Here is a 25,775-nt window from a genome sequence, read left to right as displayed (position 1 = left end):
GCGTCATCCGCCCCCGACCGGGTCGGGCGCGCCGTCGGCGCGCACCGTCGCCGCCGGCCGCACCGCCGCGACGGCCACCTCGTCGCCGAGGCCGTGCTGCGCGGCTGACGTGACCTCGACCTCGATGCCCGCGGTCTCCCCCGCCCGCGGCGTGAGCCGCACGCGCAGCAGCTCGTCGGCGCCGCGGAAGCTCGCGCCCACGACGGTCCCCGATCGACCGCCCGTCCCGGGCTGGACCAGTGCGAGCGTCTCGGGGCGCAGCACGGCGAGGCGCTCCCCGGCGGGGGTGCCCGGAGCGACCGCCAGCTCGCCCAGCGCGCTGCGGGCCGACGGCCCGGCGCCGACCTGCACCGGCAGCAGGACGGACCGGCCGATGAACCCCGCGACGAAGGCATCCGCCGGACGGTCGTACACCTCGCGCGGCGTGCCCGCCTGACGGATGCGTCCGTCGCGCATCACCAGCACACGGTCGGCGACGGCGAGCGCTTCCGCCTGATCGTGCGTGACGAGCAGGGCTGCGCTGCCGGTGCGCCGCAGCGCGCGGATCATGTCGCCGCGCACCTGCTCGCGCAGCGAGGCGTCGAGGTGCGCGAACGGCTCGTCCAGGAGCACCAGTCCCGGGCGGGCGGCGAGCGTGCGCGCGAGGGCGGCGCGCTGCGCCTCGCCGCCGGAGATCTCGTGCGGCAGGCGCGCGGCCAGCGACGCGATGCCGAGCATGTCGAGCAGGGCGTCGACGATCTCGCGCGACCGTCCACGACGCAGGCCGTATCCGACGTTCGCGGCGACACTCAGGTGCGGGAACAGCGCGTCGTCCTGGAACACCATGCCCACCCCTCGGGCCTCCGGCGGCACGGGGCGCCGACCGCCGGTCACGCGCACACCGGCGACATCGACGGTGCCGGCGGCCGCGGCATCCAGTCCCGCGATGATGCGGAGCGTCGAGGACTTGCCGCACCCGGACGGCCCCACCAGCGCCACGATCTCGCCCTGACCGACCTCCGCGTCGACGTGGTCGACCGCGACCCGATCGCCGTAGCGGCGCACGAGCCCGCGCGCCACCAGCGCGGGGGCGCCGGTCAGGCGGGCGACGCCCACGGAGCCGCTCACGCCGACAACGCGGCGCGCGCCGCCGACCGCTCGTGCAGCGCGAGCAGGGGAACGCTCAGGGCGACCATGAGCAGCGCGGCGATGCTGGCGGTCGTGTACTGCCCCTCCACGATCGCTCCCCAGACGCGGATGGCGAGCGTCTCCGACCCCGTCGGGCGCAGCAGGAGGGTGACCGGAAGCTCGTGCAGCGCAGCGAAGAACACCAGGGCCGCGCCCACCAGCGCCGACCGCCGCACCAGTGGCGCCACGACGCGCAGCCCCGTCCGCGCCGGCCCGTCGCCGAGCGTGCGGGAGACCTCGATCAGTCGCTGGTCGATCCGTCGGAGCGCGATCACCAGGGGACCGAGCGCCAGTGGGAGGAAGAGCACCGCGTACGCCAGGACGAGCGTGGTCGTCGACTGGTAGAGCGCTCGTGGTCCGGCGAGCGACAGCACCAGCACCGCCAGCCCGACAGCCAGGTGCGGGAGGGAGTGGGTTACCCACGGCAGGCCGTCGAGGATGCGGGCGAGCGGCGAGCGCCCGCGCGCGACGAGCGCCACCGGCACCGCGAGCGCCGTCGTGACCGCCCCCGCGAGCAGGGCGAAGTACAGGGCGTTGCCCGCCTCGGCGAGCACCGGTCCGGGCTGCACGCCGTTCGCCAGGCCCCGCGCCGCCCAGGTGGCCAGCGTCGCCAACGGCAGCACCGTCGAGCACAGCACGACGACCGCCAGCAGGGCCGTGCCGGCGAGGGCGACCCCGCGGCCCGTCGCCGCCGGTGCCATCCGCCGCGCCCGTGCGGCGACGGCGCGCTCACGGCCCCGCAGCACCACCTGGGCGACGATGAGCGCTAGTGCCACGAGCACCAGCACCCCGCACAGCGCGAAGGCCGGAGCGAGATCGACCCGGCCGCGGAACTGCGCGTAGACGGCGCGGGTGAACGTGTCGTAGCGGAGCATCGAGACGGCGCCGAAGTCGGAGACGACGTAGAGCGCGACGACGCACCCGGCCAGTGCGAGGGTGCCGCGGAGGTGCGGCAGCGTCACCCGCGCGAACACCCGGATCGGCCCATCGCCGAGCAGGCGGGCGCTGTCGCGGAGTGCGGGGTCCTGTCGCGCCAGCGCCGCGCCCACGAGGGTGTGGACGATCGGCACGCCCACGATGGCGAGGCAGGCTGTCGCCGCCCACAGTCCGGTCGCAGGCGGCAGCCGGTCCACCCCGAACGGGGCGAGCCAGCCGGTCAGCACGCCGCCGCCGCCCAGCATGCCCGAGAGGGCCACGGCGAAGACGTAGGCGGGGAGCACCAGCGGCACGCAGACCAGCACCGACCAGACGCGACGGCCGGGCAGAGACGTACGCCGCGTCAACAGCGCCGTCGCGGTGCCGAGCACGGTCGAGACGACGACCACGAGCGCCGTGAGGACGAGGGTGTTGCCGAGGAGCTCGACCAGCCGGGATGCCGGCACGGTGGGAGCGGAACGCCCGAGCCACGCCTGCACGACGAGCACGATCAGCGGGGGGACCGACAGCCCGGCGACGATGACGACCGCGAGGATCGTGGCCGTCCGGCCGAGCGCGCTCCTCATCAGGCCGGCTTAGATGAGCCCCGAGCGGGCGATGAGGTCGGTGGCGACGTCGAGATTGCCGGCCACCTCCGGAAGGCGCATGTCGCGGATGAGCGCCGGATCGAGGGGCCGCTCGCCCTCGGGCGTGCCGACGCCGTCCGCGAGCGGGTACTCCCCGACCTCCTCGAGGAAGTGGCGCTGGGCGTCCTCGGACAGCAGGAAGCGCACGAAGTCGACCGCCGTCTCGGGGTGGGCGCCGGCGGCGAGTGCGCCGATCGTCGTCGGCATCACGACGTCGCCCGGATCGCCCGCGGCGAAGGAGTGGTTGCGAACGGGGAAGGCCGGATCCTCGGCGACGAGGCGGTGCACGTAGTAGTGGTTGACGAGCCCGGTGTCGAGATCGCCCGCCGCGATCGCCCGCAGCTGCTCCTCGTTGCCGTCGAAGATCTGCGGATCGTTGGCGGCGAGGCCCTCGAGCCAGCGCAGGGTCTCGTCCTCGCCGCGCATCGCGACCATCGCCGCGACGAACGAGACGAAGGAGCTGTGGGTGGGCGAGACGCCCACCCGTCCCCGCCAGGGCTCGCCGGTCAGCTCGAACACGGAGGCGGGCAGCTGCGCATCCGGGGTCTGCGCGGGGTCGTAGGCGAGCACGCGCCGTCGCGCGGTGACGCCCACCCAGTCGCCGTCGGCTCCGGAGATCCCCGCGGGGACCATCTCGAGCACGTCGGCCGGGAGCGTCGCGAGCAGGCCGGCCGCGGCGACGGCTCCGATGTAGACGGGGTCCTGCGTGAAGAACAGATCGGCGGGCGAGGTGCCGCCCTCCTGCAGGATCGTGGTGGCGAGTTCGCCGGTGCTGCCGTAGCGGGCGTCGACCTCGAGCCCCGTGCTCTCCTCGAACGCCTCGACGAGGGGGCGCACGTGGTCCTCGTTGCGCCCGACGTACACGACCAGGTCCGGGCCGTCGCCCGTCGCCGCGTCGCCGCCCGGCGTCGCTCCCGGCACCGCCGCGCCGTCCGCGGTGGTGCCGGCCGCGCACCCGGTGAGGGCGAGGGAGGCGGCGAGCAGGATGACGGTGAGGCGGGACGTGCGCATGCGGGGAACTCCGGTGGGGTGACGGCCGAGCCGTCGGGTGAGGAAGGACGCGCAGCGCGCCCGGGTGTCAGGGGGCGATGAGGGTGAACGCCGGGTCCGCGCGCAGCGCGGCCTCCAGCTGCGGGATGTCGGCGGTGCGGAGCTGCGTGAGACGGGCGAGCGAGGCATCCGCCTCCGCCTCGAAGCGGTCGAGCACCTCGTACACGCCCGGCACCGGCCGCGTGTCGGACAGCTCGACGACGATCTCCGGCAGCAGCACGATCTTCTGGTCGAGTCCCGCCGGCATCTTGAGCGCGTCGTTGTGGTTCTGCAGACCCGGGTTGGTCAGCACCCGGCGCTCGGCATCGATCGCGGCGGCCACGCTCGACAGACGCTCACCGAGCTCGCCGTCGCCGACGCGCTCCGCCAGATCGCTCACCGCGGTGTGGGCGGCGTCGCTCCAGCCGATGCCGTCGCCGATCCGGCCGAGCAGGTCTCGGATGCGGGTCAGGAGGCGGTACTGCTCCTCGAGATCCGCGTCGTCGGCGATCCCGCGCGGATCGCGCACGACCGTCAGCTCACGGGTGAGACGGTGTGCGCCGTCGTCGAGCGTGAGGGTGTAGGTGCCCGGGGGCACCCGCGGTCCGGGGTGGATCACCGCGCGCGAGGAGCCGTCGCGCGGTGCGGTGAGCGCCGGCTCGACGCGGAGGTCCCAGAGGAACGCGTGGGTGCCGGCGTCGCGGGAGAGGAGCTCTGCGGGGCCGAGGTCGCGGTCGGCCGGCGCCGTCGACGAGAACGTCCGCAGGACGGTGCCCGCGGCATCCGTCACCGACAGCGTCACCGTCTCGGCGGCCTCTGCCAGCCGGTAGATCAGCTGCGCACCGTTCGGCGGGTTCCTGCCCCCGTCGAGCCACACGGACTCGACCGTGCCGTCGGGGTTCTTCCGTCGCGTGAAGGTCGCGCCGCCGAGCGGCACACCGGGGAAGCCTCCCACCCACGACCCCTCGCCGGGCATGTCGAAGCCGTCGGGGGTGGCGTAGCGGTGCACGAGCGGAGGGGCGAAGAGCACGGCGGGCTGGTCCGCCGTCCCGACGGCCTCGCGCAGCGGGGTGACGTCGTCGAGGATCCAGAACGCCCGGCCGTGCGTGCCGGCCACGAGCTCGTGGTCGCGCACCTTGATGTCGTAGACCGGCACGGACGGCATGTCGCCGCGCAGGCTGGCCCAGGTCTCGCCGCGATCGACCGAGAACCGGACGCGGCGCTCCGTCGCGAGGTAGAGGAGGTCGGACGACACCGGATCCTCGCGGACGCTGCGGACCCACTCCCCGTCGGGCAGCCCGTCGATGATCGGCTCCCAGGTCGCGCCGAAATCGTCGGTGCGCCACACGAGCGGTCGCGTGTCCTGGATGCGGTACGCGTGCGCCGCGAGATAGGCGGTGCCGGCGCGATGGACGGACGGCTCGATGCGCGCGATGGTCGCCCACTCCGGCAGTCCGGGCACGTGCAGCTCGGTCCAGGCACCGCCGCCGTCGCGCGAGACGTGCACGCGGCCGTCGTCGGTGCCCACCCACAGCTCGCCGGCGGTCAGCGGCGACTCGGCGAAGGCGTAGATCGTGCAGTACACCTCGGCGCCGGTGGAGTCGCCCGAGATGGGACCGCCCGTGGGACGCTGCTTCGAGGGGTCGTCGCGGGTCAGGTCGGGGCTGATGGCCGCCCATGTGATGCCGCCGTCCGGCGAGCGGAACACCCGCTCCCCCGCGACGTACAGCACGCCCGGCTCGTGCGGCGAGAACTCGATCGGGTACGTCCAGCCGAAGCGGTGGCGCATCTCGCTCGCGCCGATGCCCATGAAGCACTCGGGCCACACGGCGACGTCCCTCGCCTGCTCCGTCACCTGGTCGAACCGCAGCAGGGGCCCGGGGTGACCGAAGCCGGCACCGCCGAGCATGACGAAGCGGGGGTCGGAGCGGTCGAGGGCGACGTCGCCCGCCTCGGCCTCGCCGAGCTCCACGCAATCGGGCCAGCGCAGGGCTCCCTTCCACGAGCGGGAAGGTGCGCGGATGCCGGAGTTGTCCTGCTGCGTGGCGTAGAGGTCGTACGGGAACCGGTGGTCGATGTCGAAGCGGTAGAACTGCGCGGTGGGCTGGTTGTAGATCGAGGACCACGTCATGCCGCCGTTGACGCTGACGCACGCTCCGCCGTCGTTGCCGTTGATCATGCGGCTCGGGTCCGCGGGGTCGATCCACAGGTCGTGGTTGTCGCCGTGAGGGGTCTGCACCTGCTGGAAGGTGCGGCCGCCGTCGCGTGAGCGCCAGGCCCACGTGTTCATGCTCCACACCGTGTCGGCCTCGGTCGGGTGGGCGATGATGTGGCTGTAGTACCAGGGCCGGCCCTGCACGGAGCGCTCCTGGGAGACCTGCTCCCACGAGAGGCCGCCGTCGTCGGAGCGGTAGACGCCGCCCTGCTCGCCGATGGCCTCCACGAGCGCCCAGACGCGTCCCGCGCGGGCGGGGCTGGCCGTCACGCCGATGCGGCCCAGCAGGCCCGTCGCGAAGCCCGGGTTGTCGGAGATGCGCTCCCACGTGTCGCCGCCGTCGACGGAGCGCCAGAGGCCCGAGTCCTCGCCGCCCGAGACGATGTCCCACGGATGCCGCACCATCTGCCAGATGGAGGCGAACACGATGCGCGGGTTCGTGGGATCGATCGACAGATCGGCGCCCCCGGCGCGCTCGGAGACGTGCAGCACGAGGTCCCACGTGCTGCCGCCGTCGGTCGTGCGGTACACGCCGCGCTCGGGATTCGGGCCGAACACGTCGCCGGTCGCCGCGACGAACGCCGTGTCGGCGTCCCGCGGGTGCACGCGCACCTTCGCGATGTGCCTGGTCGCCTCCAGCCCGAGGTGCTGCCAGGTGCGGCCGCCGTCGACGGTGCGGTACACGCCGTCGCCGGGCACGACGTTGTTGCGGGCGAAGGACTCGCCCGTGCCCACCCACACCACCGAGGGGTCCGACTCCGCTACGGCGATCGCTCCGATCGACGCCGTCTCGAGGAAGCCGTCGCTCATCGGCCGCCAGTACTGCCCGGCGTCGTCGGTCATCCACACGCCGCCCGAACAGGCGCCCATCCAGAACCGCGAGCGGTCCGACGGGTCGCCCGCCACGGCGACGACTCGGCCGCCCCGCGACGGGCCGGCGCTGCGCCAGTGGATGACGGCGTCGCCGAGCTGCGTGGCGACGTCGTGACTGGTGGGGCTCATGCGGTGGTCTTCCCTGCGGGTGCGGTGACGGGGCGGATGCGGCAGATCACGCGTTCGCTCTCGATCTGCTCCGCGATGTAGGGGCGGCCGAAGTACTTCTCCGACAGCTCGTCGATGTGCGCACGGGCGGGCGCGCCGAGGATGAACTCGACGACCTCGCCGCGGATCTCCGCGTAGGAGTACGGGTTCTCCTGGTCGATGATGAGCACCGCCACGCGCGCGTCGCGCCGCATGTGGCGGTACTTGAGACGGTGCACCTCGGTGTTGATGAGGATGTGCTCGTCGTCGCAGTCCACCCACATCACCTGCGCGGTGGGCGAGCCGTCCTTGCGGAGCGTGGTGAGCGAGGCGAAGTTGCGTCCCTTCGCCAGCCGTCGGGCGTCGTCGGTCAGACCGGTCATCGGCGTGCTCCTGTCACTTGACGCGCACCCGCGAATCGAGGGCGGCGTAGACGATGTCGACCAGGATCGAGGAGAGCACGACGAACAGCGACGCCAGCAGCATCGTGCCGATGATCACCGGCTGGTCGCCGCGGTTCACCGACTGGATGGCCAGCCGGCCGATGCCGTTGATCCCGAAGATCTGCTCCGTCACCACCAGGCCGCCCAGCAGCACGGCGATGTCCAGGCTCACCTGCGTCACCACGGGCGTCAGGGCGCTGCGCATGCCGTGCTTGTAGACGACGCTGCGCTCGGCGAGGCCCTTGGCGCGGGCGGTGCGGATGTAGTCCTCGCCCAGCACCCCGGCAAGCTGGCTGCGGGTGAGGCGGGCGTACGTCGCGGCGGAGACGAAGCCGACCGTGATCCACGGCAGCAGCAGGTGGCGCGCCCATTCGAGCGGGTTCTCGGTGAGGTCGACATAGCCCGCGGCGGGGAAGATCGGCAGCCCGAGCACGGTGAGCTGGAAGAACAGCACGTAGAGGAGGAGCAGGCCGACGACGAAGGTCGGCACGCTGAGACCGCTGAGCACGAACACGGTGCTGAGTCGGTCGCGGAGCGACCCCGGGCGGCGCGCGGCGCCGATGCCGATGCCGACGCCGATCAGGAGCGCCAGCGCGAGCCCGCCGACGGCGATGGACGCGGTCTCGGGCAGGCGCTGCACGATCGACTCGAGCACCGGCTGCTGGTTGTAGAAGGAGTACCCGAGGTCGCCCGTCAGCAGGCCGCCCATGTAGAGCAGGTAGCGCTCGACGATCGGCAGGTCCAGGCCCAGGCGCTCCCGCACCAGCTCGACCTGGTCGTTCGTCGCCTGCACGCCGGCGATCGTGCGCGCCGGGTCGTTGGGCGCGACGTAGAAGAGGAGGAACATGATCGCGCTGATGGCGAGCAGGGTCAGGATGCCGGACACGACCCGTCGGCTCAGGAAGCGGATCATGCGCGGGCCTCCGCCTTCGCCGCGCGGCGCGCCGCGCGCTTGCGCGCGAGTCTGCGCCGACCCGCGAACAGCGTCTGCCGCGGGTCGAGGGCGTCGCGGATCGAGTCGCCGAGGAGGTTGAAGGCGAGCGTCACGGCCAGCAGCGCCGCGGACGGGAAGATCACCAGCCATGGCGCGATCGTGTAGAGGGAGCCCTGCGAGGCGATCGAGAGCATGTTGCCCCACGTCGCGGTCGGCGGCAGCACGCCGAGTCCGAGGAACGACAGCGTGGCCTCGAAGACGATCGCCTGGGGGATCAGGAGGGTGCCGTAGACGAGGATCGGCACGAGCAGGTTGGGCAGCACGTCCACGCGCATGATGCGCCAGTTGGAGGCTCCCAGCGATCGAGCGGCTTCGACGAATTCGCGCTCCCGGAGCGAGAGCACCTGGCCGCGGACCACGCGGGCGATCGGCGCCCACGAGAACAGCACGATGACCACGACCGTCGTGCCCAGCGACGGGCCGACGAGGGCGACCAGCGAGATCGCGAACAGCAGCTGCGGCAGGCTCAGGGTCGTGTCCATCAGCCAGGTGAGCACCGTGTCGACCCAGCCGCGGAGGAAGCCGGCGACGAGTCCGACGATCGTGCCGATGCCGAGCGCGCCGAGCGTCGCGGCGAACGCGACGATGAGGCTCACCTGCGCGCCGTAGACGAGGCGCACCAGCACGTCGCGCCCGAGGTTGTCGGTGCCCAGGAGGAACTGCCCGTTCGGCCCGACCGGCGTGCCGAACTCCGTCAGTCCGTCGTCGCGGAACTGCTCGTCAGGGCCGTGGCCGATCCACGACGCGATCAGCGGCGCGGCTAGGGCCGCCAGGATGACGAGGAGGATCACGGCGACGGACACCATGGCCGTGGTGTCGCGGCGGAGGCGGCTCCAGACGAGCTGGAGTGGGCTGCGCGCGGCGACGGGGGTCTGCAGCGTCAGGCCGGAGTCCGGGTTCTGGTCGATGATGCCCGCCTCCTCGGCGGGCTCCACCTCGACGCGGGGGTCGGCGGGATCGTGGGGAATCATGCGCGGCGCTCCCGTCCGTCGTTCGTGCGGGCGGGCGTGGTCTCGAGATCCGGTGCCGCCGCGAGAAGGGCCCGCGTGTATTCCTCGCGGGGCGAGCGGTAGACCTCCTCGACCGTGCCGTGCTCGACCACGACGCCCCGGTGCATCACCGCGACGGTGTCGGCGATGTGCTCGACGACGGCGAGGTCGTGCGCGATGAAGACGTAGGTCAGGCCGAGCTCGGACTGCAGCGCGCTCAGCAGGTTGAGGATCTGCGCCTGGATCGACACGTCCAGCGCGGAGACCGGCTCGTCGCACACGACGAGCTTGGGGTTCAGCGCGAGCGCGCGCGCGATGCCGATGCGCTGGCGCTGCCCGCCGGAGAATTCGGCGGGGAAGCGGTTGTAGTGCTCGGGGTTGAGGCCGACGAGCTCCATCAGCTCCTGCACGCGCGGGCGCAGACCCGACGACGGGACGGCGCTGTGGATGATGAGCGGGTCGGCGATGATCGAGCCCACCCGGCGCTGCTGGTTGAGCGAGCCGTAGGGGTCCTGGAACACCATCTGCACGTCGCGTCGCAGGGCGAGTCGCTGCGTGCGGCTGAGACGCGAGATGTCGCGGCCCTCGAACTCCACGCGGCCGCCGGTCAGCGGGATGAGTCCCGTGAGCGCGCGGGCGAGGGTCGACTTGCCGCTGCCGGACTCTCCGACGATGCCGAGCGTGCCGCCGCGGGGGATGTCGAGGGTCACCCCGTCCACGGCGACGACCGTCTCGCTGGTCAGGCCGAGCAGGCCCTTGCGCGCACCGGGGAACGAGATGCGGACGTCCTCGATGCGGGCGAGCAGGTCGCGCTCGGCGGCCGCGACGACGGGCGGAGCCTCGACGACGGGGAGGACGACGGGGGTCGCGTGGGAGGCCGGCAGGACGCAGGCAGAGCGCTGTCCGGCGCTCACCGGCTTCTCGGCCGGGAAGCCGTGCAGGCACGCGTCGTGCACGAGGGCGCAGCGTGCGGCGAAGGGGCATCCCGGCTGCTCGATGAGGAGGCTGGGGGGATTCCCGGGGATCGACTGCAGCACGGTCCGCTCCGATCCGACACGCGGCACGGAGGCCAGGAGCCCGCGGGTGTAGGGGTGATGCGGGTGATCGAGCACGTCGGCGCGTGTGCCGCGCTCGACGATGCGGCCGCCGTACATGGTGATGACCCGGTCGGCGACCTGGGCGACGACGCCGAGGTCGTGCGTGATCATGAGGATGGCCGTGCCGTGCTCGCGCTGGAGGGAGTTCATGAGCTCCAGCAGCTGGGCCTGCACGGTGACGTCCAGGGCCGTCGTCGGCTCGTCGGCGATCAGCAGCGAAGGCCGCAGGGCGAGTGCGAGCCCGATCATGACGCGCTGGCGCATGCCGCCGGAGAACTGGTGGGGGAAGTCGTCGATGCGCTTCTCGGGGTGCGGGATGCCCACCTCGCCGAGCACGTCAATCACCCGGGATCGCAACAGCCGCGGCGACGTCTTCTCGTGGACGCGGATGGCTTCGGCTATCTGCGCGCCGACGCGGAACTGGGGATGCAGCGACGACAGCGGGTCCTGGAAGACCATCCCGATCCCCCGGCCGCGCACGGCGCGGAGGTCGTCGTCATTCATCGTGAGGAGGTCGCGCCCGTCGAAGATCGCGCGTCCGGAGACGATCGCGCCGCTCGACAGGCCGACCATGGCCTGCGTGCTCACGGACTTGCCGGAGCCGGACTCCCCGACCACTCCGAGGGTCTCCCCCTCGTCGAGGTCGAAGGAGATGCCACGCACGGCGTGCAGTCGCCCATCCCCCGTGTCGAACGACACATCGAGATCTTCAACTTTCAGCAGCACGTGGCATCTCCTTCATCGGACGGTCCCTATCGGGCGTCGGTCACTCGTTGATGAACACGTTGGTGACGTCGCCGTTCTTCGTCCACGCCAGGTACTCGAAGCCGCCGACGCGGCTCGAGTGGAACACGGGCGTGCGGGCGAAGGTGACGGGGATCCACGCGGCGTCCTCCGTGGCGACGGCGTCGGCGGCGATCCAGGCCTCGTTGGCCTCCTCCGGGGTGGCTGCGGCGAGCGCCTCGTCGACGAGTCCGTTGAACTCCTCGTTGTTCCAGCCGCCGAAGTTGGGCGAGCCGGCGGCGTAGCCGCGACCGTCCAGCATCGGCACCAGGTACGGCCGGCCGCCGAAGTAGTCGGCGCTCCACGCGGCGATGGCGATGTCCCACTCGCCGGCCTCGGTGATGTCCTGGTTGAGCAGGAACTCGCTGTAGAACGCGTTCTGGGTGGTGACCTTCATCTCCACCTGGAAGCCGGCGGCCTGGAGGTCCTGCTGCATGGCCGCGGCGATCGAGGCGTACGGCTCCGTCTCGCGGTAGAGCAGGCGCACCGGGGCGCCGTCGGGGTAGCCGGCGTCGGCGAGCATCTGCTTGGCCTTCGCGGGGTCGCCGCCCTCGGGCACGCCGAGCACATTGGCCTGCTCGGTGCCGAGCACCTCGGGGGGCAGGATCTGCGTCGCCACGGCCGCCAGGCCCGGTCCGCCGAGGATCTGCTGGACGGCGGAGCGGTCGACGGCGAAGTTGAGCGCCTGGCGCACGGCGGTCTTGCCGTACGCGCCGTCGGCGTTCGGGCTCAGCGTGTTGATGACGACGTAGGGACGGATCGCTCCGTCGCCGCCGATCACGAGGCGCTCGTCGTTCGTGCTGAGCAGCGCCGGCACGGAGGCGGTCGGGGTCACGGTGTCGGCCCACTGCATGTCGACGGTGCCCGCCTCCAGCTGCTGCTGGACGGCTGCGGCGTCCTGACCCATCGCGATGTCGATCTCATCCACGTTCGCCTTGCGGACGGGGTCGAGGTCGGCCTTCCAGACCGGGTTGCGCTCGAGGGTGAAGCTCTGGTCGGGAACGTACTCGGCGATCCGGTAGGGGCCGGACGAGATGATGTTCTGGCGCAGCTCGGGCGAGTCGGGCAGGTAGTCGAGGTACTCGACCGGCTGCGGCGCGAGGAACACGCCGAGCGCGAGGATGTCGATGAAGTCCGCGGCCGGCTGCGTGATCGTGAACTGCACGGTCCGCTCCCCCGTGGCCTGCACGCCGGCGATGTCGTTGCCCTCGACGTAGGCCTTGATGGCGTCGACGCTCGGGTCGACGGCGGAGAAGCCCTCGCAGTAGGCGGCGAGGCCGACGATCGTGTCGGTGAAGTACGACAGCGCGTTCGAGGGCGCGACCGGGTTGCAGATGCGCTTGGCGGCCAGCACCACGTCCTCGGCGGTGATGGCGCGGGCCCCGCTGGGCGCGTCGAACTCCACGCCCTCCTGCAGCTCGATGGTGTAGACCGTGCCGTCCTCGGAGATGCCGCCGTTCTCCTGCGTCGGGATCTCCGTCGCCAGGTCGGCGACGATCTCGGTCGCGTCGGTGTCGCCCTGACCGGGCACCTGGGCGAACAGCGTGCGGGTCAGCGCACGGTGGATCTGGTAGTCGGGCGCCGAGTAGGCCGCCGCAGGGTCGAGGTAGAGCACGTCGGAGTTGCCGGCGAGCTTCAGCGTGCCGCCGGTCGTGGCCTCGACGTCGGCGTCGCCTCCACCACCCTGGGGGGCCGTGCAGGCGCTGAGCAGCAGGACGGGGACGGCGATGACGGCGGCCAGCAGAGCTGACCGTGATCGGTGAGGCATGGACTTTCCTCTCAGGGGCGGGACATGAACCCGACGGTTGCCGGCGGACATGTGTCCACTTTGACGTCGGGATATTTCACTGCAAGGTCTGGCACGTTACAGAACCGCTACAACGCACGCTCAACACTGCGCGTGGTTTCTCTTTGCCAAGTGTAACCACAGGTCGGGTTTTCGAACGATATCGGACCCATCACGATTCCGGACATGCCGAAGCCGCGGCACCCGCTCCGTGGACGCGCTCGCGAGCCGCCCGCTGCGCTCAGCTCAGCGGTGCGGTCGACCGCTCGATGACGTCGAGGTCGCCCCGGTCGCCCAGGATCTCCCACCGCTGCAGGGAGAACGGCACGTTGCCGTTGGCCCACACGCGGTCGTGCAGCGCCCGCAGGGAGAACGCGTCGCCCTCGGCGACGATCGCATCGGTCACGAGACGCAGCAGGGCCTGCTTCCCGACGTGGTAGGACATCGCCAGGCCCGGCGTGGCGAGGTACATCGCGCACTCCTCCCTGGCGGTCTCGACGTCCATCGGGACGAGCGACACGAAGAAGTCAACCGCCTGCTCGAGGGTGAAGGCCCCTGTCGCGAGGTTGATGTCGACCACGACGCGCAGGCTGCGGAGCCGGTTGAAGTTGTGCACGACCTCCTGCGAGTGCGGCGCGTCGTCGAAGAGCCCGGCGAGCAGCATGAGCTCCTCGTTGTAGAAGGCGATGCCCTCGTTGGCCACCGAGTCCACATAGCGGCGACGCACCGGGTCGGGGTGGGCCCACGACAGCGCGAGCTGCTTGTAGTGCGCGCCCTCGTGGATGATCCCCAGACGCGGGTCGCGGGCGTTCGCGGCGTAGAAGTACGGGAGGTCGGGCCGGGGCCGGGGCATGTAGGAGACCCCGTCGACGTCGAGGCGGTCCTGGTCGGTCAGGTCGTCCGGCACGCCGAGGAAGCGCAGGGGCTCGATGCGCGGGGGCATCTCGGCCACGTGGTAGCGACGGAGGGTGTCGGGCTGCGACAGCAGTCCCTCCCGGTCGGAGAAAGCCCGCACCTCCGCCTCCTGCGCCACCTGCCGCTCCACCTGTGCGTCGATCGATGCGGCGATCTCGTCCGCCGGGACGTCGCGGAACCGGTTGCGGGTGACCAGCTCGGCCAGCACCGCCCGGCGGTAATCCTGCTGCGCCGCGCGCACGAGGTCCTCCGGCTCGTCGGCGATGAAGGCGACGTGGCGGAGGAACCAGACGAACCGGTCACGACCGACGGGCACGGATGGCGCGAAGTCCGCGGCGGACGACGCGAGCCAGGAGCCGAACTCCGCCAGCGCCGCACCGGCGGCCGGCGCCAGCGCGCGCAGCTCGGCGAGCGTCTCGCTCGACACGACACCGTCGAGCCCCGCCACGGAGGCGGCGAAGCGGGCGTCGATGTCCTGCAGATCGATGGACGCGACCCGGGCGAGATCGGCGACCCCCGCACGCGACAGGTTGTCGCGGGCGAGCTCGACACGGGCCGGGATGGCGGACGCGATGGCGACGAGGCCGCGCTCGACCTCGGACGAGTACGGCGGCAGCGGCAGCAGGAGGTCGAACCACGGCCCGAGGATCTGGCCGACGAGGAACACCGCGTCGCGCTCCCAGTTGCGGAGGACGTCGAGATCCCACACCGCCCGGTTCAGCACCGAGGCGAGGAGCCGTGCGTCGACCTGCGCCGCGACGTCCCCGGCGTCCAGGTCGCCCGTGACTTCGTCGAGGCGGGCGCGGAACGCCGCGACGTCGGCGCGCCGAGCGTCCACCGCCGCGGGGGTGAAGTCCGGCATCCATCCGGGGGTGCGACGCAGCCGCGGGATGTCGTCGGAGGACCGGAACGCGCACGCGCGCGCCCACTCCTCGATGTCGTCCGAGAGGGCGATGAGGGCGGCGGTGGTCATGCGGGTCTCCTGATCTCCGAGAGGACGCTCTGCCCGAGCAGACGGATGGATGCGACGGGATCCGGCCCGAGGGGCGGTCCGAATGAGAGATGGGCGGCACCGAGGCGCTGCAGCGCTCGGCAGCGGTCGATCACCGTGGCCGGGTCGCCGGAGATGCCGAGCGACAGCATCCGCGGGGTGATGGACGCGATGGCGCGCTCCTCGTCGCCGTCGCGCAGGGCGTCCACGGCCGGACCGAAGTCCTCCGGGGCGAGCCCCGCCCGCGCGAGGAGGTAGGGGGAGAACGCGGCGCCGTAGTAGGCGAGCTTGAGGGCGAGGGCGCGGTCCGCGCGCTCGCGGTCCTCGTCGATGGAGAGCCAGACGCAGGCCGGCATGTCGAGGTCGGCGAGCCGCCTGCCCGCCGTCTCCGCCCCGGCGGCCACGAGGGCGGACGCGGTCTCGAAATGCTCCGGCGGGAACAGCAGCGCCAGGACCCCGTCGGCCTCGGCGCCCGCCAGCGCCAGCATCTTCGGGCTCATCGCCCCGATGTAGATGGGCACGTGGATGGGCTCCAGGCGCAGATAGGCGTCGCGCGTCCATCCCTCCCCTGCCCCGGCCACATCGAGCGGCCGGCCGCCGGCGAGCAGGGCGCGGATGCTGCGCAGCGCCTCCCGCGTACCGGTGAGCGGTTTCGGCTGGTCGATCCCGATCCAGGAGAGGAACTCCCCCGACCCGGCGGCGAGGCCGAGGAGGAACCTGCCGCCGGACTGCTCCTGGAGGGTCGCGGCGACCATGGCGATCTCCGCCGCGTGCACGGAGTACGGGTTCATGATGCCGATGCCGAGGTGCAGCGTCGTGGTGCGCTCGAAGAGCGCGCCGAGGAGTGCGGGGGCGCTCCGCAGCATGAGGTCGTTCGAGACCCAGAGCTGGTCGATCCCCGCCTCCTCCGCGGCGACGGCGAGCCCCGTCAGGGTCGGCAGGTCGAGGTCGTTGTTGACGCGCAGACTGAAGCGCGTCGCCGGTGCCGCGGCGTCCGTCATCGGCTCGCCCCGTCCAGGGCGCGTCCGGCGGGGTCGCCGAGCGCGGCATCCTCCCGCCAGGCCAGGAAGCGTCGCAGACCCTCCCTGATGCCCGCTTCGGAGGTCGCGAGCGAGATGCGGAGGTGATGCGGGGCGTTGCGCCCGAACGCCGAGCCGGGGGCGAAGGAGACGCCGGCGCCGACCAGCTCGAGCGCGGCGGTCCGCGAGTCGACGCCGTCGGGGAGCGGCACCATCGCGTAGAACGCCCCCTCCGGGCGGATCAGGTCGACGCCGCCGGCGCGGAGGGTGTCGACGGCGACGTCGCGGCGCGAGCGGTAGGCCTCGCGCATCTCCGTAACCACGCCCTGCGGCCCGGTCGCCGCGGCCAGAGCGGCCGCCTGCGTCACGCTCGAGACGCACGAGGTCTCCAGCTCCAGAATGCGCACGACGGTGTCGGCGATCCACGACGGCACGAGCGCGTAGCCGACCCGCCATCCGGTCATCGCGTAGGTTTTGGAGAAGCTGAAGACGGATGCCACGTGATCGGGTGCCAGCGCGGCGACGTGCGTGTGCGCGCCGTCGAAGACGATCTCGTCGTAGACCTCGTCGCTGATGATCAGCAGGTCGTGGCGGACGGCGAGCTCGACGATTGCCGCGACCGTCTCGGGCGGCGTCACCGCGCCGGTGGGGTTGCTCGGCGAGTTCAGCACGATCACCCGCGTGCGCGGCGTGATGAGCGCGGCGATCTCCTCGGCGTCGGGGTGGAATGCGTCTTCCGCGCGCAGCGCGTAGTGCACGGGGACGGCCCCGAGCAGCGTCGCCTGCATCTCGTAGTTCGGCCAGGAGGGATCGGGGATGAGCACCTCGTCGCCCTCGCCGACCACGGCGGCCATCAGCGCATCGACCGCCTGGACGGCGCCGTGCGTGATCAGCACGCGCTCGATCGGGGCCTCGACCCCGTACGTGCGGGTCAGGCGGGCGCTCAGGGCCTCGCGGAGGATCGGCATTCCCGGGGTCTGGACATATGAGGACCCTCGGCGTGCCGCGTCGAACGCCGCCTCGACGACGTGCGCCGGCGTCGGGAAGTCGGGCTCGCCGATCTCGAGGCGGATGATCGGCGTCGGCGAGTTCAGGGCGAGATCGACGATCTCGCGGATGCCGGAATGCGGCAGCCTTCCGGCGTTCGGCGTGACGTGCGGCACAGGCGTCCTCTCAGCGGACTCTCTCGCGCATCGGACGACGGCCGGTGCGCGTCACCGCGTAAGCCGTGACGAATCCATTATTGCCCCACGCAACGCCCTGACGCGACCGCGCCGAACGTTTGAAAGGTGAATGCCCGGTTCTACCGTGCGATTGCGCTCAGTCGGCCGGATGCTGCGGCGTCGTGCCGTCGAGGAGATCGAACGCCGTGCGCTCGCGCACGACCTCGCCCAGGCTGAGGAAGGTCTCGATGCGCTGCAGTCCGCGGATCGGCCAGATGCGGTCGAGCAGCAGCGCCTGCAGGTGCGCATGGTCCTTGATGCGGAACCGGGCGATCATGTCGTAGCTGCCGGTGACGACCACGAGCTCGGTGAGCTCCGCGATGTCCCGCAGCTCGCGCAGGATCTCACCCAGATCCGCATCGGTGGCGAGGGTGATCGGGATGTAGACGAGACCCGGGTAGCCCAGCGCCGACCAGTCGACGACGGTGGTGTACCCGCGGATGAGCCCCTGACGCTCGAGGCGCGCGATGCGCTCCCCGACCGCGGGAGGCGACATGCCCACCTCGCGGGCCAGCTGACGCTGGGAGACGCGCGGGTCCTCGCAGAGCAGCACCAGCAGGCGGCGATCGATCTCGTCGAGGTCGACGACGGCGTGCGGCTTCTCGACCTCGCTCGTCATCTTCGACATCGGGGAGCGCGGCGGACGGGCGTCGTGCGGGTCCTGCTCCGAGCCTGATCGAGCCATGCGGTTCCTGTCTGATCGAAATGGGTGCGCGGCGCCGCCCGTCATCGGGATGAGCATAGGGTCGCCGGCGTCGACCCCGCCCGCGGCGCGCGAGGCCGCGCGGCGGATCTGCGCCCGAGAGGGGTGCTGCCGGGGCGGGGCCGGCACAGGAGGCGCCGCCCCGGCAGGTCAGTTGGCGACGAGGTCGTTCGGGTGCTCGTTGATGGATGCGCACCCCTCGTCGCCGAGCAGGAAGACGTCCTCGACCCGGACGCCGACACGGCCGGGCCAGAAGACGGACGGTTCGATGGTGAAGAGCATCCCCGCTTCGAGCGGAGTGTTGTCCTCCTCGGAGATGTACGGGAGCTCGTGCACGTCCAGGCCGATGCAGTGACCCGTGCGGTGCCGGAACCAGTCGCCGTAGCCGGCGTCCTCGATGACGGCGCGCGCGGCACGGTGGACGTCGCCGCCGGTGGCTCCGACCACGGCCGCCGCCCGGCCGGCCTCCTGCGCGGCCATCACGATGTCGTAGACGGCGGCGTACTCGTCGCTCGGCTCTCCGATGTGGATGGTGCGGCCGAAGTCCGAGCAGTAGCCCCGGGTGATGGCGCCGAAGTCGAAGCTGACGCCCGATCCGGCGTGCAGGGTGTCGACGGAGACGCGCACCGATGCATCGCGTCCGAGGGAGGGCCCCATGGCCCAGACCCCGGTGTCGAAGGAGGCGCCGGGCGAGCCGAGCTTGCGCATGCGCAGGTCGACCTCGGCGGCGAGGTCGAGCTCGGTGACACCGTCGACGACGTGCGGGGTGACCTCGGCCATGACGGCATCCACGATCGCGGCGGAGCGTCGCATCAGCGCGATCTCCTGCGGGTCCTTGATGCGGCGGAGCTCGTTGATCAGGGAGTCGGCTACGGTGAAGCGCGCGTCCGGGCGGTGCTCGCGCATCTCGATGACCGTCTCGGCCCACGCGCGCCCGGCGAAGGCGATGCTTTCGGGCGCCGCGGCCTCGTGCGCGCAGCGCTCGCTCACCGGGCGCGACCCGACGGCGATGCTCCGGGGACGTGCGCGATAGGAGTCGAACGCCCGCCGGAAGACGGCTGCGCCGTCGTCGGACTCGGTCGCGGTGATAACCTCGCCGTCCACGCCCTCGGGAAGGTCGAACTCCTGGAAGTGGCGCGTGAGGATGAACAGCGGCGCCTCGCCCGGACTGATGAAGGCGCCCGAGATCCAGTGGTTCGTGTAGCCGATGTTCCCGAAGGACGGCGCCCGACGGGCGACTCCGGTGAAGTACTCGAGGTCGGTCTGCGACGCCGGCAGGAACAGCACGTCGATGCCGGCGCCGTCGAGTTTGCCCCAGAGCCTCTCCTGCCGTGCGGCGAAGTCGAAGGGCGCGTCGATGCCCGGGTCGGTCAGCAGCGGAGTGGCGGTGTCAGCGGACATGACCCCCAGTCTGCACCAGGATCGCGTTGGACGGAAGCGTTTGTCACCTGGAACGGCGCTCGGACCAGTCATTTGCTAGGTCCAACGTGCCAGTGATTACCGATCGACCGGCTGCAGAGCATATCGACCGTGCAGCTCGTCAGATGGGTCGCGACTCCGAGCGCAGCTGCGGCAGGACCTCGCGCCCGAGCAAGGCGATACCCTCCGCCTCATCGACCCCGTGCGGCGTGCCGAACTCGATGCGGTCCACCCCGGCGTCGATGAGTCGCTGCGCGTGCGCGGCGATGTCGTCGGGATCGCCGGAGAAGGCGAACCGGTCGAGGATGTCGTCGGGGATGAGGCTCCCGGCGTCCGCGTCGCCGTCGCGCAGGCGCGTGCGCACGCCGTCCAGCAGCCCGTCGGGCAGCTCGACGGTCGGGTCGAGCTCGGCCACGACGTCGAGGTACATCGCGACCTCCCGGCGGGCGAGGGCGCGCGCGGCGCGGCGGTCCCGGTCCACGACCGTGACGGCCCCGAGCACGATGCCGACGTCATGCGCGGAGCGTCCCGCCGGGCCCGCCCCCACCTGGAGCCGATCGCGCGTGACGGCGATCATGTCGGCGTTCGCGCAGCCGCCGATCTTGATCTCGTCGGCGACGGCTCCCGCGAGCGCGGCGCCGCGCGGTCCCCAGGAGCCGATGAGGACCGGCAGTGCGCGGGTCTCGTCGACCAGTCGCACGCCGGGCTCCAGCCGGAAGTGCTCGCCCTCGTAGCCGCGGCCGCTCCCCTCGAGCAGAGCGGTGACGAAGCCCACCGCGTCGCGCAGGTGCGGCACTGGACGGGTCGGCTGCACCCCGATGCCGCCCAGCCAGGATCCGCGTGCCAGTCCGACGTACGCGCGTCCGTCGCTGTGCGCGTCCAGGAGCGCGGCCTGTGAGGCGATCTCGTACGGGTGCAGCGTGAAGGGATTCCAGCAGGCGCACCCGAGGCGGATGCGGTCGGTGGCTGCGGCCATCTCCAGCAGCGCGCCGATGGCCGGCTGGTAGAGCAGGTCGGAGAAAACGCTCACGCCGGCGAACCCGAGATCCTCGGCGAGCACGGCCAGCTCGGCGTAGGCGCCGCGGCGCTTGTCGGTCTGGAGCCCGAGCGAGACCGGTACGGCGATGTCGCTCACGTCAGATCCGCCGAGCGCAGACGGGCCGTGCCGGTGCGCTCGATGCGCATGATGAGCCTCTCGTCGGGGTCGGGGCAGGCCACCTCGCTGTCGCGCTCGAGCCAGTCGCCCGCGGGGAGGCGGCGCTGCTTGGCCGCCAGCAGGGGCAGCACGGCGCCCAGCGCGTACATGCAGAAGTGGCGCCCCTCGGGGATGCGCAGCTCGTTGCTGCCCGTCACCGTGAAGCGATCCCCCGGTCCGAGCCCGCACACCGGCCGGCCCTCGACGCGGTCGACCACGACGCACAGGTCGTACAGCTCCATGTCACCGTCGGCGGGTGCCCCCTCGACAGGGGCGGCGTCACCGCTCACGAGGTCCGCCCGTCCCGGACGATGATGCCGTCCTTCATGACGAGATCGATGCCGCGCAGGGCGGACGGGTCGGTCAGCGGGTTCTCGGGCATCGCGATGAGGTCCGCCCACTTGCCCGCCTCCAGGCTTCCGCCGTCGGCATCGATGCCCAGCCACCGCGCGGGGGCGATCGTGGCTGCCCGGAGGGTGGCCGCGGCATCCAGTCCGTCGGCGTGCATGTGCTCCAGCTCGCGGATGGCGGCCACCGTGCCCTCGAACGGCCAGAACGGCGGCATGTCGCTGCCGAGCAGCACCTCGACGCCGGCCTCCAGTGCGGCGCGGTACGACTCGCGGTGACGATCCCCCGCCCCCAGCGAGCGCTCCTGCATCCACGCGGGCACGCCGAGCTCGTCGAAGAACGCCTGCGCGCGCGTGACGATGAGGGTCGGAACCAGCGCGGTGCCGCGCTCGGCCATCAGCCGGCACACCTCCGGAGTGAGCTCGTAGCCGTGCTCCACGCAGTCCAGCCCGAGGAGCACGGCCTGCGCGATGACATCGGCGGGACCCGCGTGCGCGGTCACCTTGCGACCCCAGGCGTGCGCGGTCGAGATCGCCGCGGCCATCTCCTCGCGGGTCAGCTGGGGGGTGGTGATCGTCTCGTGCTCGCCGGCGATGCCGCCCGAGATCATGAGCTTGATGAGGTCGGCGCCGGCCTTGATCTGCGTCCGCACACCGCGGGCGAACTCGTCGGCGCCGTCGCACTCCATGGTGTCGTCGGAACCCGAGCCGTGGCCGCCGGTGCACGCCAGCGCCCTCCCGGCCGTGAGGATGCGCGGCCCCTCGACGCGGCCCGTCTCGATCGCGCGCCGCAGAGCGAAGTCGGCGTGCCCCTTCTCCGCCACGCAGCGCACCGTCGTGATGCCGTTGTGCAGCGTCCGCCGGGCGCCGTCCGCCATGTAGAGGGCGAGGCCCGCGGCATCCATCGCCTCGATCTCGTCCCCGACCGCTCCGGGCAGCGAGAGCGAGAAGTGGGTGTGCATGTTGATCAGGCCCGGCGCGACGTACGCGCCCCGCAGGTCGGTCGCGGGCGCACCGGGGTCGACCGGACCCTCCGAGATCGCCGCGATGCGTCCGTCGCGCACGTCGAGCACGACATCGCGGCGGATGCTCCCCTCGACGACGTCGACGAGGTGGAGGTTGTGCAGGGTGGCACTGCCCTTCGCGGGCAGGGGGCCGATGACGCTCACGCGTTCGTCCTTCCGTGGGGGTGGGTCCGATCGCTCACGAGGCGACGAGCGCCTCGGCGGCGACGAAGTGGCCCGGCGCGCACTCGACGAGCCGCGCGTCCTCGTCGCTGACCGCGACGGTCTCGCGTCGGCCGGGTTCGGCGGGCATCTGCGCGTCGCGACCCAGCCGCGGGATCGCCCCGATGAGCGTCCGGGTGTACGGATGCCGCGGGTCCGACCAGACGGCGTCGGTCGAGCCGAGCTCGACGATGCGTCCGAAGTACATCACCGCGATGCGGTGGGCGATCACGCGCAGGCCCGACAGGTCGTGCGAGATCATCAGCAGCGCGACGCCGCGGGCCGTCGCCGTCTCCGACAGCAGCCCGGCCACGTGCAGCCGGGTCGAGGCGTCCAGGGCCGACACCGGCTCGTCGGCGACGATGACGCGGGGGTCGGATGCCAGCGCCCGGGCGATCGCGATGCGCTGACGCTGACCGCCGGAGAACTGGTGCGGGAACCTCGACGCCGCCGACGCGGGAAGCCCCACGGATTCGAGGAGTTCGCCGACCCGAGCGGACCCGTTTCCGCCGGTGATCGCGTCGCGGATCTGGCGGCCGACGCGGCGGCGCGGGTTGAGAGAGGAGTACGGATCCTGGAACACCATCTGCACCGCACGGTCGGCGACGGGCCGAGCGCGGCGCCCGAGGGGCGCGAGCGGGCGTCCGTCGATGAGGATGCGGCCGGAGTCCAACGGGTTCAGTCCGACGATCGCGCGTCCGAGCGACGACTTGCCGCAGCCGGACTCTCCGACGAGCCCCAGCACCTCCCCCGCGGCGACGTCGAGGGACACGCCGGCGACGGCCCGCACGCGGGCGCGTCCGGGGACGCGGTACTCGACGACGGCGTCCTCGACCTCCAGCGGCTTCATGCCGTGACCTCCGTGTCGGGGAGTGCGTCCACCAGGGAGCGCGTGTATTCGTGCTGAGGATCCGCCAGCACGTCGCGTGTGCGTCCCGACTCCACGACCCGGCCGGCCCGCATGACGTAGAGCCGGTCGGTCGTGACGTTCATGACGGCGAGATCGTGCGTGATGAACAGCATCGCCATGTCGAGCTCGGTGCGCAGCGAGTCCAGCAGCCGGAGGATGCCGGCCTGCACGGTGACATCGAGGGCGGTCGTCACCTCGTCGGCGATCAGCAGCTCCGGCTCGCACGCGAGTGCGGAGGCGATCGCGATGCGCTGGCGCATGCCGCCGGAGAACCGATGCGGATAGGACCTGATCGCGAGATGGGGGTCGGGGATGCGCACGCGGTCAAGGAGTTCGATGGCCCGCTCGCGCGCCTGCGAGCGGCTCAGCGACCGGTGCACGCGCTGGTGCTCGGTCAGCTGGCGCTCGATGGTGAGCATCGGATGAAGCGCGGTCATCGGGTCCTGGAAGACGACCGCCACGCGATCGCCGCGCAGCGCGCGGAGGTCGCGGCCGCGGAGGGTCAGCACGTCGCGTCCGTCGAACACGACCTCGCCGGTGGCCGTCGCCCCCGACGGCACGAAGCCGAGCGCGGTCAGCGCTGTCAGCGTCTTGCCGCTGCCGCTCTCGCCGGCCAGCCCCACCACCTCGCCCTTGCCCACGGTGATGTCGACGCCGTCGACGAGGTTGCGCCCGCCCAGGGACAGTCTCAGGTCGCGGATCTCGAGCAGGGACATCACAGCTCCATGGCCTGGACGGCGCGCGAGGTGCGCGGATCGAGGGCGTCGCGCAGGGAGTCGCCGATGAAGTTGAACGCCAGCACCACGCTGAGGATCGCGAGGCCCGGGAACAGCGCCACCCAGTAGTTGTAGAACACGCGTGAGCCCTCCGAGACCATGGCGCCCCACTCCGGCGCGGGCGGCACCGCGCCCAGGCCCAGGTAGCTGAGACCGCTGAGCAGCAGGATCGCGTTGCCGAGCTCGAGGGTGGAGATGACCGCGATCGGGCCGAGGATGTTGGGCGCGATGTCGCGTCCGAGCGTGCGGGCCGACGACGCGCCGATGAGACGGGAGGCGGCGATGAAGTTGCTGTCGCGCAGCCCGAGCACGAGCGAGCGCGTCACCCGGGCGTAGGACGGCCAGGACACCACCACGATCGCCAGGACGGCGTTGATCAGCGACGGGCCGAGGGCCGCCGAGACCGCCATCGCCAGGATGATCGCGGGGAAGGCGAAGAAGAGGTCGACGATGCGCATGAGCACCGCGTCGACGGTGCCGCCGAAGTAGCCCGCCACGGCGCCGACCGTCGCGCCGACGATGAGCGACAGCACCACCAGCATCACGGCGATGGGGATGCTGATCTGCGCGCCGTAGACGACGCGCGACAGCACGTCGCGGCCGACGCCGTCCGTCCCGAACAGGTGAGCCGGCGAGGGCGGCAGGAAGCGCGGCGAGTCCTGGGCGAGCGGGTCGTACGGCGCGATGAGCGGCGCGAAGACGATGACGATCGCCCAGAAGGCGACGATGACCAGCCCGACGACCGCGAGCGGGCGGCGCCACGCGGCGGGGAGGCGCCAGCCCGGCATCCACCGTCGTCCGCGGGCGGCGGCGATGGGATCGACCGCGTCGAGGGCTTTCTCGGTGGTGTTCATGCTCGGCGGATCCTCGGGTCGATGATGCCGTACAGGATGTCGGTGGCCAGGTTGACGACGATGTAGATGAGGGCGACGAAGATCGTCACCCCGACGATGGCCGAGAGATCGAGCGTGGATGCCGCGCGGTACGCGTAGGAGCCGATGCCCGGCCAGGCGAAGATCTGCTCCACGAGCACGGTGCCGGCCAGCAGCGAGGCGAACGCGGTGCCGACCACCGTGATGACGGGCACGAGCGCGCCCCGGAGGACGTGACCGAACACGACGGACGGGCCGCTGAGGCCTTTCGCCTCGGCCGCCCGGATGTACTCCATGCCCAGCACGTCCAGCACCGAGGCGCGGGTGAAGCGCATCAGCAGCCCGACCATCGGGGCCGACAGCACGATGGCCGGGAGGATCAGGTGCTGCACCGCCTCTCCGAAGAGCGGGAGATTGCCGGCCAGCAGCGAGTCGATGGTGAAGAAGCCGGTGATCCGCGGCGGGGGGATGGCGCCGGCATCCAGTCGTCCGGAGGACGGGAACCAGCGCAGCTGCGTGGAGAAGACGGCGGTCGCGATCAGGGCGAACCAGAAGATCGGCACCGAGACGCCCGTCAGGCTGACAGCCCGCAGGATGTTGTCGATGTGGCCGTTGGCGCGGAGCGCCGCGACGATGCCGAGGCCCCCGCCGACGATGACGGCGATGAGGGTGGCTGTCAGGGCGAGCTCGGCGGACGCGGGCCCGAACAGCTGCAGGTCGGACAGCACCGGACGGGAGGTCTGCGTGGACTCCCCCAGGTCGCCGCGGAACAGCCCGCCGAGGTAGATGAAGAACTGCTCGTAGAGCGGGCGGTTGAGGCCCATGCGCTCACGCATGGCCGCTACCAGCGCGGGGTCGGCGGCCGCGCGCTCGCCCAGTCGGGCGGTCGCGGCGTCGCCGGGCAGCACGGCCGTCAGCGCGAACGCCACTACGACCGTTCCGATCACGAGCAGGGCCGACGCCCCCACGCGCTTGAGAATGAACAGCGTCACGCCCTCATCCTCCCTTCTCGTCCCGCCGGAGCAGGACACGTCCGTGCCGTGGCCGATCGTGCGTGTCGCTCCGGGGAGCTGTTCCTCCCCGGAGCGACACGA

General features: G+C 72.0%; 21 protein-coding genes. All 21 read right to left on the bottom strand.

What is annotated here, in order from left to right; all coding sequences use genetic code 11:
• Positions 1 to 3 precede the first annotated feature (3 nt).
• Positions 4 to 1,107 carry an ABC transporter ATP-binding protein gene (locus ABC304_RS08440; protein ID WP_412930158.1) on the bottom strand — a complete coding sequence of 368 codons (1,104 nt, stop codon included), beginning with the start codon at positions 1,105 to 1,107 and terminating at the stop codon, positions 4 to 6.
• The gene (locus ABC304_RS08435; protein WP_412930157.1) at positions 1,104 to 2,669 is read right to left on the bottom strand and encodes an ABC transporter permease; all 1,566 of its coding nucleotides are present in this window, start codon (positions 2,667 to 2,669) and stop codon (positions 1,104 to 1,106) included. Before ABC304_RS08435 ends, ABC304_RS08440 begins: the two co-directional genes overlap by 4 nt.
• 9 nt (positions 2,670 to 2,678) lie before the next feature.
• Complete coding sequence (locus ABC304_RS08430; RefSeq protein ID WP_412930156.1) at positions 2,679 to 3,740, bottom strand: extracellular solute-binding protein; 1,062 nt, start codon at positions 3,738 to 3,740, stop codon at positions 2,679 to 2,681.
• Positions 3,741 to 3,807: 67 nt separating this feature from the next.
• Positions 3,808 to 6,975 (bottom strand): VPS10 domain-containing protein, encoded by a 3,168-nt coding sequence (locus tag ABC304_RS08425; protein WP_412930155.1) that lies wholly within the window; start codon positions 6,973 to 6,975, stop codon positions 3,808 to 3,810.
• A complete protein-coding gene (locus ABC304_RS08420; RefSeq protein WP_412930154.1) occupies positions 6,972 to 7,376 on the bottom strand; it encodes a PPOX class F420-dependent oxidoreductase in 405 nt (134 codons plus the stop codon). Before ABC304_RS08420 ends, ABC304_RS08425 begins: the two co-directional genes overlap by 4 nt.
• 13 nt (positions 7,377 to 7,389) lie before the next feature.
• Entirely contained in the window at positions 7,390 to 8,349 is a 960-nt protein-coding gene (locus ABC304_RS08415) for an ABC transporter permease (protein WP_412930153.1), read from the bottom strand.
• Positions 8,346 to 9,401 (bottom strand): ABC transporter permease, encoded by a 1,056-nt coding sequence (locus ABC304_RS08410; RefSeq protein ID WP_412930152.1) that lies wholly within the window; start codon positions 9,399 to 9,401, stop codon positions 8,346 to 8,348. The genes ABC304_RS08415 and ABC304_RS08410 overlap by 4 nt, the downstream gene beginning before the upstream one ends.
• Positions 9,398 to 11,242, bottom strand: a complete 1,845-nt coding sequence (locus ABC304_RS08405) for an ABC transporter ATP-binding protein (protein WP_412930151.1) — start codon at positions 11,240 to 11,242, stop codon at positions 9,398 to 9,400. The genes ABC304_RS08410 and ABC304_RS08405 overlap by 4 nt, the downstream gene beginning before the upstream one ends.
• Positions 11,243 to 11,282: 40 nt before the next feature.
• Positions 11,283 to 13,067: an ABC transporter substrate-binding protein gene (locus tag ABC304_RS08400; protein WP_412930149.1), complete on the bottom strand. Its 1,785-nt coding sequence runs from the start codon at positions 13,065 to 13,067 to the stop codon at positions 11,283 to 11,285.
• Positions 13,068 to 13,326: 259 nt separating this feature from the next.
• A complete protein-coding gene (locus ABC304_RS08395; RefSeq protein WP_412930147.1) occupies positions 13,327 to 14,973 on the bottom strand; it encodes a DUF885 family protein in 1,647 nt (548 codons plus the stop codon).
• Positions 14,970 to 15,992, bottom strand: a complete 1,023-nt coding sequence (locus ABC304_RS08390; RefSeq protein WP_412930146.1) for an LLM class flavin-dependent oxidoreductase — start codon at positions 15,990 to 15,992, stop codon at positions 14,970 to 14,972. Before ABC304_RS08390 ends, ABC304_RS08395 begins: the two co-directional genes overlap by 4 nt.
• On the bottom strand, positions 15,989 to 17,173 hold the full coding sequence (locus ABC304_RS08385; RefSeq protein ID WP_412930145.1) for a pyridoxal phosphate-dependent aminotransferase: 1,185 nt from the start codon (positions 17,171 to 17,173) through the stop codon (positions 15,989 to 15,991). The genes ABC304_RS08390 and ABC304_RS08385 overlap by 4 nt, the downstream gene beginning before the upstream one ends.
• A gap of 157 nt (positions 17,174 to 17,330) precedes the next feature.
• The gene (locus ABC304_RS08380; protein ID WP_412930144.1) at positions 17,331 to 17,918 is read right to left on the bottom strand and encodes an Lrp/AsnC family transcriptional regulator; all 588 of its coding nucleotides are present in this window, start codon (positions 17,916 to 17,918) and stop codon (positions 17,331 to 17,333) included.
• A 168-nt stretch (positions 17,919 to 18,086) separates the two neighbouring features.
• Entirely contained in the window at positions 18,087 to 19,337 is a 1,251-nt protein-coding gene (locus ABC304_RS08375) for a M24 family metallopeptidase (RefSeq protein ID WP_412930143.1), read from the bottom strand.
• Between the two features lie 139 nt (positions 19,338 to 19,476).
• Complete coding sequence (locus ABC304_RS08370; RefSeq protein ID WP_412930142.1) at positions 19,477 to 20,490, bottom strand: LLM class flavin-dependent oxidoreductase; 1,014 nt, start codon at positions 20,488 to 20,490, stop codon at positions 19,477 to 19,479.
• Positions 20,487 to 20,840 carry a TIGR04076 family protein gene (locus ABC304_RS08365; protein WP_412930141.1) on the bottom strand — a complete coding sequence of 118 codons (354 nt, stop codon included), beginning with the start codon at positions 20,838 to 20,840 and terminating at the stop codon, positions 20,487 to 20,489. The genes ABC304_RS08370 and ABC304_RS08365 overlap by 4 nt, the downstream gene beginning before the upstream one ends.
• Positions 20,837 to 22,066 carry an amidohydrolase family protein gene (locus ABC304_RS08360; RefSeq protein ID WP_412930140.1) on the bottom strand — a complete coding sequence of 410 codons (1,230 nt, stop codon included), beginning with the start codon at positions 22,064 to 22,066 and terminating at the stop codon, positions 20,837 to 20,839. Before ABC304_RS08360 ends, ABC304_RS08365 begins: the two co-directional genes overlap by 4 nt.
• A gap of 34 nt (positions 22,067 to 22,100) precedes the next feature.
• Positions 22,101 to 22,973, bottom strand: coding sequence for an ATP-binding cassette domain-containing protein (locus ABC304_RS08355; protein ID WP_412930139.1), 873 nt, complete (start codon positions 22,971 to 22,973; stop codon positions 22,101 to 22,103).
• Positions 22,970 to 23,749, bottom strand: coding sequence for an ABC transporter ATP-binding protein (locus ABC304_RS08350; protein ID WP_412930138.1), 780 nt, complete (start codon positions 23,747 to 23,749; stop codon positions 22,970 to 22,972). The genes ABC304_RS08355 and ABC304_RS08350 overlap by 4 nt, the downstream gene beginning before the upstream one ends.
• Positions 23,749 to 24,663: an ABC transporter permease gene (locus ABC304_RS08345; RefSeq protein WP_206502622.1), complete on the bottom strand. Its 915-nt coding sequence runs from the start codon at positions 24,661 to 24,663 to the stop codon at positions 23,749 to 23,751. The genes ABC304_RS08350 and ABC304_RS08345 overlap by 1 nt, the downstream gene beginning before the upstream one ends.
• The gene (locus ABC304_RS08340; RefSeq protein WP_412930137.1) at positions 24,660 to 25,673 is read right to left on the bottom strand and encodes an ABC transporter permease; all 1,014 of its coding nucleotides are present in this window, start codon (positions 25,671 to 25,673) and stop codon (positions 24,660 to 24,662) included. Before ABC304_RS08340 ends, ABC304_RS08345 begins: the two co-directional genes overlap by 4 nt.
• Positions 25,674 to 25,775: the final 102 nt, after the last annotated feature.

The sequence above is a fragment of the Microbacterium jepli genome, from assembly GCF_047237905.1.
Lineage (GTDB): Bacteria > Actinomycetota > Actinomycetes > Actinomycetales > Microbacteriaceae > Microbacterium.
Note: the sequence above shows the minus strand (reverse complement) of the source record. Positions and strands in the feature narration are given on the sequence as shown.